Below are 11,038 nucleotides of genomic sequence, written 5' to 3'. Positions count from 1 at the left end.
CTGCGTGCGGGGGGGCGCCCCCCCCGCGCCCCCCCCGCCGCTCTCGTCTGCGCTCAGACCGCCTGGGCGAACTCGGTCGGTGCGCTGTCGGCGATGTGCTGCAGATGCGCGGGGATCTCGCGCCCCTTCTCGCGCATCGACTGCGCCCAGAGGCGACCGGCGCGGTAGGACGAGCGGACGAGCGGGCCCGCCAGGACCCCCAGGAACCCGATGTCCTCCGCGATCTTCTTCATCTCGACGAACTCGTCGGGCTTGACCCAGCGCTGCACGGGAAGATGCCGAGGCGACGGCCGCAGGTACTGCGTGAGGGTGATGATGTCGCATCCGGCATCGTGCAGGTCCTGCAGTGCGTCCACGACCTCCTCGGGCTCCTCGCCCATGCCGAGGATGAGGTTGGACTTCGTGATGAGTCCCGCCTCGTGTCCCTGGGTGAGCACGCCGAGCGACCGCTCGTAGGTGAAGGCGGGGCGGATCCGGCGGAACACGCGCGGAACGGTCTCGACGTTGTGCGCGAACACCTCGGGGCGCGCGTCGAAGATCTGCCCGAGGAACGCGGGGTCGCCGCCGTGGTCGTTCGCGAGGAGCTCCACGCCGGTGTGCGGATTCATCTGGTGGATCCGACGCACCGTCTCGGCGTTGAGCCACGCGCCCGTGTCGTCCAGGTCATCGCGCGCCACGCTCGTGACGGTGGCGTACCGCAGCTCCATGCGGCGCACCGACTCGGCGACGCGGCGCGGTTCGTCGGTGTCGTACTCGGCCGGCCTGCCGGTGTCGATCTGGCAGAAATCGCAGCGGCGCGTGCACTGGGATCCGCCGATGAGGAAGGTCGCCTCGCGGTCCTCCCAGCACTCGAAGATGTTCGGACAGCCCGCCTCCTGGCACACCGTGTGGAGGTCCTCGCTCTTCACGAGAGCATGCAGTTCGCGGTACTCGGGGCCGAGCTTCGCACGCGTCTTGATCCACTCGGGCTTCCTCTCGATGGGTGTCTCGGCGTTGCGCACCTCGAGGCGCAGCATCCTGCGGCCGTTCGGCGCGGTGCTGGTCGTGGGTCCGGAACCGCAGGCGCTCACGCAGGTACCTCCTCGAATACGTCGCGGAAGGCCGTCGCCGCGGCGGACGCGAGGTCGGCGGGGGCGACGTCCTGGCCGGTCTCCCGGACGATCGTCGTGACGCCGGCATCGGTGATCCCGCACGGCACGATCTCGTCGTACGGAGCGAGGGAGTTGTCGCAGTTGAGGGCGAAGCCGTGCATCGAGACACCTCGTTCGACGCGCACGCCGATCGCCCCGATCTTCGCCGGCGCAAGCGGACCCTCGACCCAGACGCCGCTCCGGCCGCGGATCTGGGTGCCCTCGATGCCCAGCGGGGCGAGCAGCTGGATGAGCATCCTCTCGAGGCGGCGCACGTGACCGACGACGTCGCGCTGCTCCGCGATGCGGACGATCGGGTAGCCCACGAGCTGTCCGGGGCCGTGCCACGTGATCTTGCCGCCGCGATCCACATCCACGACGGGCGTCTCGCTGAGGCCGGGGCGCTCGTGCTCCTCGGTGCGGGTGCCGGCGGTGAACACCGCCTCGTGCTCGAGCAGGATGAGCGTCTCGGGGCGCGTGCCGCTCACGACCTCCCCGTGGATCCGCCGCTGCAGATTCCACCCCTCGTGGTACGACACGCAGTGCGGGGCGTAGCCCGCTTCGAGCACCTCGATCATGCATCCTCCTCGTGAGTTGATGGACTGCGTCCAACAATAGCCCCCGGTGGTGATGGAGCACCGGCACCTACGCTGGAGGCGTGGCGAACCAGAAGGGGCGGCCGGGCAGGCCCAAGGCGATCTCGCGCGACATGCTCGCCGAGGCGGCGATCGAGCTGTTCCTCGAACAGGGGTACGACGCGACGAGCGTCGCCGAGATCGCGACGCGCGCGGGCGTCGGCCGGTCGAGCTTCTTCAACTACGCCGCGGGCAAGGCCGACCTCTTGTGGGGCGCGCTCGACGAACGGATCCGCGCGGCCGCGGCTGCGGTCGACGGCGGTGCGGCGCTGCGGGAGGCGCTCGACGACATAGCCCGCGACTTCGCACCCGACGCCCTCGCGCTGGCGTTCGCGCATGCCGATGCGATGCGCCTCGAGGAGCACCTCGAGGTCGAGTCGGCGCTGCGCATGAGCCGCATCGCCCAGATCGCGGCGCGCGCGCTGCGCGTCGCCGGGACGGATCCGCTCGTCGCCGACGTGACCGCGGGGGCCTACGGGGCAGCCGTCCTCCAGGCGCTGCGCGCCTGGTCTCAGGCGGGCGCGGGAGCCTCGCCATTCGCCTGGCATCTCGCACGGGCGCTCGACGTCGTTCCGACACGGTAAAATCGCCGTCATCATGGCTACTTTCGGCAACCTCTCTGAGCGCCTCACCGAGACCTTCAAGAATCTCCGCACCAAGGGCAAGCTGTCGGCGGCCGACGTCGACGGCACCGTGCGCGAGATCCGACGCGCCCTGCTCGACGCCGACGTCGCGCTCGAGGTGGTCAAGAGCTTCTCCGCGACCGTGCGCGAGCGCGCTCTCGGCGATGAGGTCAACAAAGCGCTCAACCCGGCGCAGCAGGTCGTGCAGATCGTCAACGAGGAGCTCGTCGAGATCCTCGGCGGTCAGCAGCGCAAGCTGCAGTTCGCCAAGACTCCGCCGACCGTCATCATGCTCGCGGGTCTGCAGGGATCCGGAAAGACCACATTCGCGGGCAAGCTCGCCAAGCGCCTGAAGAAGGACGGGCACACGCCGATGCTCGTCGCCGCCGACCTGCAGCGTCCGAACGCGGTGAACCAGCTCCAGGTCGTCGGGGAGCAGGCCGGCGCCGCCGTCTACGCGCCGGAGCCGGGCAACGGCGTCGGGGACCCGGTGAGGGTCGCGAAGGAGGGCGTCGCGCTGGCGCAGCAGAAGCTGCATGACGTCGTGATCATCGACACCGCCGGCCGCCTCGGCGTCGACGAAGAGCTCATGAAGCAGGCGTCGAACATCCGCCGAGCGACGGACCCGGACGAGGTGCTGTTCGTCATCGACTCGATGATCGGTCAGGACGCGGTCAACACGGCGAAGGCGTTCCTCGATGGCGTCGACTTCACGGGCGTCGTGCTCTCGAAGCTCGACGGCGACGCGCGCGGCGGTGCGGCGCTGTCGGTCGCGTCGATCACGCAGCGCCCCATCATCTTCGCGTCCACGGGAGAGACCCTCGACGACCTCGAGGAGTTCCACCCGGACCGCATGGCGAGCCGCATCCTCGACCTCGGCGACATCCTCACGCTCATCGAGCAGGCCCAGGAGGCCTTCGATGAGGAGGAGGCGAAGAAGGTCGCCGAGAAGCTCGCGAAGGAGGCCTTCACCCTCGACGACTTCCTCGAGCAGATGCAGCAGCTCAAGAAGATGGGCTCGATGAAGAAGATGCTCGGCATGCTGCCGGGCATGGGCGGCCAGATGAAGCAGCAGCTTCAGGACTTCGACGAGAGCGAGATCGATCGCACCGAGGCGATCATCCGCTCCATGACGCCCGCCGAGCGACACAGCACGAAGATCCTCAACGGATCCCGTCGTGCCCGCATCGCCCGCGGATCCGGTGTCACCGTCACCGAGGTGAATCAGCTCGTCAACCGCTTCGAGCAGGCGGCGAAGATGATGAAGAAGATGGCCAGGGGCGAGAACGCCGGGATGCCCGGGATGGGTGGCATGCCGGGGATGAAGCCCGGTGCCTCGGCGAAGCGCGCCAGCAAGAAGGTCAAGAAGGCCAAGCACCAGTCGGGCCGCTCCGGCAACCCCGCCAAGCGCGCGGCGCAGGAGACCGACGCGCCGCAGGAGCAGCCGACCGGATCCGGCTTCGGCCTCGGCGGGACGAAGGCGCCGGAGCCGAGCGAGACCGACATGGCTGAGATCCAGAAGCTCTTCGGCAAGGGCTGACCTCGCCGCGCGCGGCCCCTGCGGCCGAGGGTGGTCGGCGCGTCACGCGCGCTCGGCCGGGTCCCCCACGATCGACGCGAAATCGACGCCGTGGGCGTCGCGGAGGATTTCGGTGGTACGGCGAACCTCTGCGTCGCACCGGGCAGCATCCCAGTCGAGCAGGGGAGCGAGGGCGTCGGCGATGCGCTCGAGCAGCTCGGCCGTGATCGCGCCCGTGAAGGCCAGGTCGGTGCGGCGCAGCACGACGTCGTCGAGGTGCACGACGTGCTCGCGTTCGACCATCCACATGAGCTCGCGCGTCGACAGCGCGCTGCCAGCGAGCTGGTCGTCGTGCTCCTCCTCGATGAGGTCCCAGACGCGCTCGGCCCTGGTGCCGTAGCGATCGAGCAGGACCTGTCCTCGGCGTCCGGACCCCTGCATGCGCGAACGCAGCCAGACTTCCCGGGCGCGATGGGTCGTCGGGAAGTCGCGGCCGCCGCCGATCGCGCGCCCGCGCGTCCTGACCACGCGGGGCAGCCGCAGCATTCCGAGCACGACATCCGACAGCGTCTCGCCGAGCGCCCGGAAGGTCGTCCATTTGCCGCCGATGAGGCTCACGACGGGCGTGCGCGGCGCACCGCCGTCGTTCGCCTGGTCGATCTCGATGCGGTAGTCGCGCGAGATCTGCCCATTGGCCTCGGCGTCGCTCGCCGGGAGCGGGCGGATCCCGCTGAAGCGATAGACGATCTCGTCGCGCGAAACGGGCACGTCGGGGAAGACGTCGCCGATGAGATCCAGGAAGTAGTCGACCTCGTCGTCGGTGCAGCGTGCCGGCTGCGCCGGATCCGCCTGGATGTCGGTCGTGCCGACCATCGCGCGGTCCTTGAGCGGATAGATGAGAACGATGCGCCCGTCGGAGTGCTCGAAGAAGATCTCGCGCCCGCCCGTCGCATCGACGAGGGCCGGGTTGTCGAGCACGATGTGGGATCCCTTTGTGCCGCCCATGAAACGGGTCTCAGCTCCGAGGGCCCGATTCGTGAGGTCGGTCCACGGCCCGGAGGCGTTGACGATCACATCGCACGCGACCGCGAACTCGTGTCCCGTCTCCCGGTCGCGGAGGACGATGCCGTCATCGGTGCGGGAGACCGCCTCGACGTAGTTGAGTGCCCGGGCGGAGCGGTTCGCGGCGAGGCCGTCGGAGAGCACGTCGAGCGCGAGGCGCTCCGGGTCGTGCATCGACGCATCGAAGTAGGTCGCGGTGAATCTCACGTCGGGGTTCAGCATCGGCAGCTCGCGGAGCGACGACGTGCGTCCGCGGAACCGGTGCCACGGGGTCGAGCGACCAACGCTCGCGAACAGGTCGTAGATCGTGAGGCCGATCTTGATGACGGCGGCGCCGCGCTCGGCGGGACGGCCCTGCTTCTGGAAGAGGAAGCGCATCGGGGCGCTGAGGAGTCCCGAGAAGAAGGAGTAGATGGGCACTGTCGTCTTCAGAGGCTTCACGTAGTGGGGCGCCGTCTTCAGCAGGTCGTTTCGCTCCTGCACCGACTCGTGCACGAGACGGAACTCGCCGTTCTCGAGGTAGCGGATCCCTCCGTGGACCATGTGGCTCGACGCGGCCGAGGCGCCCGACGCGAAGTCGTTCCGCTCGATCAGCACGACATCGACGCCCTGCAGTGAGAGGTCCCGGAACGTCGCGATGCCGTTGATGCCCCCGCCGATGATCACCACCTGCGCACGTCCTCGCTCGCGGACGTCGGCGACGATCGGGCGCTCCGTCATGCGTGTGACCTTTCGTGGCGTGGCGGTCTCGGCTGTCCCCTCCCATCATGGACCCGTCGCGTGAGGGCGAGGCCCGGGAAACGCCTCGAGATCATCTCGAAGCGGTTGCGACGCAGGGCACGGATCCCTTCCGGAACCCGTGCCCTGCGTCGCGTGAGCGCCGTCGGCTCACTTCACGTCGTCGTCGACCCAGTCCATCGACTTCGTGACGGCCTTGTGCCAGTTCCGGAGCTGGCGGTCGCGTTCCGAGTCCTCCATCGCGGGCTCCCAGCGCGTGTCCTCCTGCCAGTTGTCGGCCACCTCATCGAGGTCGGCCCAGAAGCCGACCGCGAGACCCGCCGCGTACGCCGCTCCGAGAGCGGTCGTCTCGGCGATCACGGGACGCACCACCGGCACGCCGATGACGTCAGCCTGGAACTGCATGAGCGTGTCGTTCGCGACCATCCCGCCATCGACCCTCAGTTCGCTGAGCTCGACACCGGCGTCGGCGTTGACGGCGTCGAGCACGTCGCGCGTCTGGAACGCGACCGCCTCGAGCGCGGCGCGCGCGATGTGGTTCCGGTTCGAGAAGCGCGTGAGCCCGACGAGGGCGCCGCGCGCGTCCGGGCGCCAGTACGGGGCGAACAGACCGGAGAACGCCGGCACGAAATACACGCCGCCGTTGTCGTCGACCTGTTTGGCCAGCTCCTCGACCTCGGGGGCCGAGGAGATGATGCCGAGCTGGTCGCGCAGCCACTGGATCAGGGATCCGGTCACCGCGATCGATCCCTCGAGCGCGTACTGCGTCGGCTGGTCGCCGAGCTTGTAGCAGGGGGTCGTCAGCAGGCCGTTCTGCGAGCGGACGATCTCCTCACCCGTGTTGAAGATGAGGAAGTTGCCCGTGCCGTACGTGTTCTTGCTCTCGCCCTTGTGGAACGCGGCCTGACCGAAGGTCGCGGCCTGCTGGTCGCCGAGGATCCCCGAGATCGGGGTCTCGCGCAGCAGCGACGAGTCCTCGGCGTAGCCGTAGATCTCGGACGAGGAACGGATCTCGGGCATCATCGAGCGCGGCACGCCGAACTCGCTCAGGATGTCGTCGCGCCACTCGAGGGTCTCGAGGTCCATGAACAGGGTGCGAGAGGCGTTCGTCACGTCGGTGACGTGCACGCCGCCGTCCGACCCGCCGGTGAGATTCCACAGCACCCAGGAGTCGGTCGTGCCGTACATCAGCTCGCCCGCCTCGGCGCGCTCCTTCACCCCGTCGACGTTCTCGAGGATCCAGGCGATCTTCGTCCCGGCGAAGTAGGTCGCGAGCGGGAGGCCCACGATGTCCTTGAAGCGGTCGACGCCCTCATCGCCGGCGATGCGGTCGACGATCGACTGCGTGCGCGTGTCCTGCCACACGATGGCGTTGTGCACCGGCTGGCCGGTGGTCCGGTCCCACACGACCGTCGTCTCACGCTGGTTCGTGATGCCGACGGCCTCGATGTGATGGCGCGTGAGGTCGGCGCGGCTCAGTGCGAGGCCGATGACCTCCTGCACGTTGTGCCAGATCTCGACCGCGTCGTGCTCGACCCACCCGGCACGCGGGAGGATCTGCTCGTGCTCCTTCTGCCCGGAGGAGATGATCGATCCCTTCTTGTCGAAGATGATCGCGCGGCTCGAGGTCGTGCCCTGGTCGATAGCGAGGATGTAGTCGCCCATGAGTGGATTCTCCTTTGAATGCGATTGGTGACGGTATCAGGAAGCGAAGCCGAGCAGAACCGGCGACGCGAAGCCCGCGAGCGCTCCGCCGGCGAGGGGGCCGGCGATCGGGACCCACGAATAGGCCCAGTCGCTCGATCCCTTGCCGGGAATCGGCAGGATCGCGTGCGCGATGCGCGGGCCGAGGTCACGCGCCGGGTTGATGGCATAGCCAGTGGGGCCGCCGAGGGAGAGGCCGATGGCGACGACAACCAGCGCGACGGGGAGCGCCGAGAGCGGTCCGAGATCGCCGGGGACGCCCACGTTGATGTCGCCGAAGTCGGCGAACGCGAGGATGCTGAAGACGAGCACGAAGGTGGCGATCACTTCGGTGATGAAGTTGAGACCGTACGACCGGATGGCCGGACCCGTGGCGAACACGCCGAGCTTGTTGCCGGCGTCCTCTTCGGCGTCGAAGTGCTTCTTGTAGACGATCCAGCACAGGACGGCGCCGAAGATTCCGCCGAGCACCTCGGCGATCGTGGCGATGAGGAACATCACGGGCGTGATCGTGCCGGTGACGAGCAGGCCCACGCCGACGGCCGGGTTCAGGATCGATCCGGAGTACGCGGAGGCCAGCACGCCCACGAACACGGCGAGGCCCCAGCCCCACGCGATCGCGATGATGCCGCCGGCGAAGCCCTTGGTCTTCGCCAGCACCACGTTGGCGACGACGCCGCAGCCGAGCAGCAGCAGGAGGGACGTGCCGACGAACTCCGAGAGGAAGTACAGCACCGGATTCAGTTCATTCATGTCTTCGATGACCTTTCGGGCGCGTCAGTCATTGACGCGCTGATGTGTATGGGGTCCTGCTCTGCGTCGACGCGGTCGACGCTCATGACGCCGCAGGGGTCGTCATGCGGCGAGCATCACGCCGTGATGCTCGCCGAGGTCCTGGAGCACCGACTCCACCTCGTGGGCGCGGCGCGCGGCGTCCCACTGCAGGAGCGGTGCGAGGTGGTCGGCGATCTCGTCGAGCGTCCGGCGTTCGATGCGCCCGGTGAAGGCGAGGCTCGTGCGTCGGAACACGACGTCCCCGAGCCGGCGTACCTGCTCTTCGCGCACCATCCACTCGAGCTCCCGCGTCGACAGATCGTCGTGGGCGAGGGGCGCGTCGTCGCCGTCCTGGACGAAGCGCCAGACGTCCGCCGCGCGGGTGCCGTACCGCGCGAGCAGCGGCTCCGCGCGGTCTCCGGCGCCGGCGAGGTGCGTCTGCGCCCATGCCGCCCGCGCCGCGTCGGTCGTGGGGAAGTCGCGTCCGCCGCCGATGGGCAGCTGTCGCGTGTCGGTAACGCGCGGCGAGCCGATCAGCTCGAGCACGCGCGTCGCGAGCGACTCGCCGAGGGCGCGGAAGGTCGTCCACTTGCCGCCGACCAGGCTCACGAACGGGATGCCGCGGGAGTCGTCCACTTCGATCCGGTAGTCGCGCGAGACGAATCCTGGGGCGGTGTCCTCGTGGCGAGGAAGGGGGCGGATCCCCGAGAAGCGGTACACGATCTGCGAGCGGTCGACGTCGATCGTGGGGAAGACGTGGCGGATGAGGTCGAAAAAGTAGTCGACCTCCTCCTCCGTGCAGACGGCCTTCTCGCGCGGGTCGGCGTCGATGTCCGTCGTCCCGACGAGCACGCGGCCCTTGAGGGGGTAGATGAGCACGATCCGGCCGTCCGAGTGCTCGAAGAAGATCTCGCGGCCGCGGGTCGCCGCCAGGAGCTCCGGATGGTCGAGCACGATGTGCGACCCCTTCGTGCCGCCCATGTACCGCGTCGGCGTGCCGAGCGCGTCGTTCGTGAGGTCCGTCCACGGGCCCGATGCGTTGACGACCGCGTCTGCGGCGATGTCGAAGGTCTGACCGGTCTCGCGGTCGCGGATCCGCACGCCGTTCTCGGTCGAGCCGACCGCCTCGGCGTAGTTGATGGCGTGGGCGCCCTCATGGGCGTCGAGGCCGTCGAGGAGGACGTCGAGCGCGAGGCGCTCGGGGTCGTGCATCGACGCGTCGAAGTAGGTCGCGGTGTAGGCGACGCGCTCATCGAGCGCGGGAAGGTCCTCGCTCGCCTTCCGCCGACGCAGGAAACGGTGGCGGGGGACGGAGCCGCCGTCACGCGAGAACAGGTCGTAGATCATGAGCCCGAGCTTGATGAGCGCCGCGCCGCGCTCCTGCGGGCGGCCCGACTTGTGGGTGAGGAAGCGCATGGGGGCGGAGAGGATCCCCGAGAACGTCGAGTAGATCGGGATCGTCGTCTCGAGGGGGCGCACGAAGTGAGGCGCCAGCCGGAGGAGCCTGTTCCTCTCCTGCACGGATTCACGGACGAGGCGGAACTCGCCGTTCTCGAGATAGCGGATGCCGCCGTGGACCATGTGGCTCGATGCGGCCGACGCGCCGGAGGCGAAGTCGCTCCGTTCGACGAGGACGACGTCGACGCCCTGCAGTGCGAGGTCGCGGAAGGTCGAGATCCCGTTGATGCCGCCGCCGATCACGACGACCGATGTGCGTCCGGACTCGCGCACAGCGCGGACGGAGGAGCGTTCGGGGAGCGGGGCGGTGTCAGTCATGCGGGTGCCTTTCTCGGGGAGCTCGGTATAGCCTTCTCGCCGACCACACAAACGAGCAAACCGTGTGCACATATGTGCAGATGCGGTGCGCGACAGGAGGAATCATGGTCAGCGAGACGCATAATCCGCGCGATCCGCGCGTCGAGTCCGCTCTCACCGCGGCGCGTCTTTACTACCTCCAGGACAGGACGATGGAGGCGATCGCACGTGAGATGCGCGTGTCGCGATCGTCGGTGTCGAGGCTGCTCAGCTATGCGAGGAGCTCGGGCATCGTGGACATCCGGATCAGCTCGCCGCTCGCGCATGGCGGCGGACTCGAAGCGCGGCTGCACGGTCGGTTCGGCATCACCGCGCACGTCGTTCCGGTTCCGGTGGGGGTGAGCGAGGCCGACCGACTCGACCGCGTCGCACGGACCGCCTCGCACGTCGTCGCGCAGTTCGTCGACTCGAACATGGTCGTGGGTGTGGCATGGGGCTCGACGCTCAGCGTCGTGAGCAGGCACCTTCCGCAGAAGGCGACGCACAATACGACCGTCGTGCAGCTCAACGGCGCCGGGAACACTCAGACGACGGGCGTGGAGTACTCGAGCGAGATCCTGCAGCGCTTCGGCACGGCCTTCGGCGCGGAAGTGCAGCAGTTCCCCGTGCCCGCGTTCTTCGACGACCCGGAGACCCGCAAGGCGATGTGGCGGGAGCGGATGACGAAGCGGGTGCTGAATCTGCAGGCGCGGATGGACATCGCCGTCTTCAGCGTCGGATCTCCATCATCCGATGTGCCCAGTCATGTGTACGTGGGGGCCTACCTTGATCGCGACGACTACCGCAGCCTCGCCGAGGACCGTGCCGTCGGCGACGTCGCGACGGTGTTCTTCCGCGGGGATGGGACGTGGCGCGACGTCCGACTCAACGCGCGCGCGACCGGGCCGACGCTGGACCGCCTGCGCCGAGTGCCGCGGCGGGTGTGCGTGGCCGCGGGGCAGCACAAGCTGCAGAGCGTGCGCGCCGCCCTGGAGGCCGGGATCATCACCGACGTCGTGCTCGACGAATCGCTCGCAGAGGCGCTGGCGTCGACGTGAG

Annotated in this window: 9 protein-coding genes; 3 read left to right on the top strand and 6 right to left on the bottom strand. The window is 68.8% G+C overall.

The window, feature by feature from the left end:
* Positions 1–53: 53 nt before the first annotated feature.
* Both lipA and lipB read right to left on the bottom strand, forming a co-directional pair.
* Positions 54–1,016, bottom strand: coding sequence for a lipoyl synthase (gene lipA / locus KOL93_RS06535; RefSeq protein ID WP_221584553.1), 963 nt, complete (start codon positions 1,014–1,016; stop codon positions 54–56).
* 50 nt (positions 1,017–1,066) lie between these two features.
* Positions 1,067–1,708, bottom strand: a complete 642-nt coding sequence (gene lipB / locus KOL93_RS06530; RefSeq protein ID WP_221584491.1) for a lipoyl(octanoyl) transferase LipB — start codon at positions 1,706–1,708, stop codon at positions 1,067–1,069.
* A gap of 80 nt (positions 1,709–1,788) precedes the next feature.
* Here lipB and KOL93_RS06525 point away from each other — a divergent pair, with 80 nt between their 5' ends.
* A complete protein-coding gene (locus tag KOL93_RS06525) occupies positions 1,789–2,349 on the top strand; it encodes a TetR/AcrR family transcriptional regulator (RefSeq protein ID WP_308291557.1) in 561 nt (186 codons plus the stop codon).
* Between the two features lie 13 nt (positions 2,350–2,362).
* Complete coding sequence (ffh, locus tag KOL93_RS06520) at positions 2,363–3,928, top strand: signal recognition particle protein (RefSeq protein WP_221584490.1); 1,566 nt, start codon at positions 2,363–2,365, stop codon at positions 3,926–3,928.
* A 42-nt stretch (positions 3,929–3,970) separates the two neighbouring features.
* On the opposite strand, the gene KOL93_RS06515 is transcribed toward ffh, so the two are convergent.
* From KOL93_RS06515 to KOL93_RS06500, 4 genes are all read right to left on the bottom strand, one after another.
* The gene (locus KOL93_RS06515; protein ID WP_221584489.1) at positions 3,971–5,689 is read right to left on the bottom strand and encodes a glycerol-3-phosphate dehydrogenase/oxidase; all 1,719 of its coding nucleotides are present in this window, start codon (positions 5,687–5,689) and stop codon (positions 3,971–3,973) included.
* Between the two features lie 168 nt (positions 5,690–5,857).
* A complete protein-coding gene (gene glpK, locus KOL93_RS06510) occupies positions 5,858–7,372 on the bottom strand; it encodes a glycerol kinase GlpK (RefSeq protein ID WP_221584488.1) in 1,515 nt (504 codons plus the stop codon).
* A 36-nt stretch (positions 7,373–7,408) separates the two neighbouring features.
* Complete coding sequence (locus KOL93_RS06505; RefSeq protein ID WP_221584487.1) at positions 7,409–8,164, bottom strand: MIP/aquaporin family protein; 756 nt, start codon at positions 8,162–8,164, stop codon at positions 7,409–7,411.
* A 102-nt stretch (positions 8,165–8,266) separates the two neighbouring features.
* Positions 8,267–9,961, bottom strand: coding sequence for a glycerol-3-phosphate dehydrogenase/oxidase (locus tag KOL93_RS06500; protein WP_221584486.1), 1,695 nt, complete (start codon positions 9,959–9,961; stop codon positions 8,267–8,269).
* A 104-nt stretch (positions 9,962–10,065) separates the two neighbouring features.
* On the opposite strand from KOL93_RS06500, the gene KOL93_RS06495 reads away from it, so the two are divergent.
* The gene (locus tag KOL93_RS06495) at positions 10,066–11,037 is read left to right on the top strand and encodes a sugar-binding transcriptional regulator (protein ID WP_221584485.1); all 972 of its coding nucleotides are present in this window, start codon (positions 10,066–10,068) and stop codon (positions 11,035–11,037) included.
* Position 11,038 lies beyond the last annotated feature (1 nt).

The sequence above is a fragment of the Microbacterium salitolerans genome (assembly GCF_019720895.1).
Lineage (GTDB): Bacteria > Actinomycetota > Actinomycetes > Actinomycetales > Microbacteriaceae > Microbacterium.
The sequence above is the reverse complement of the archived record's forward strand: the minus strand, read 5'-3'. Positions and strand labels throughout refer to the sequence as shown.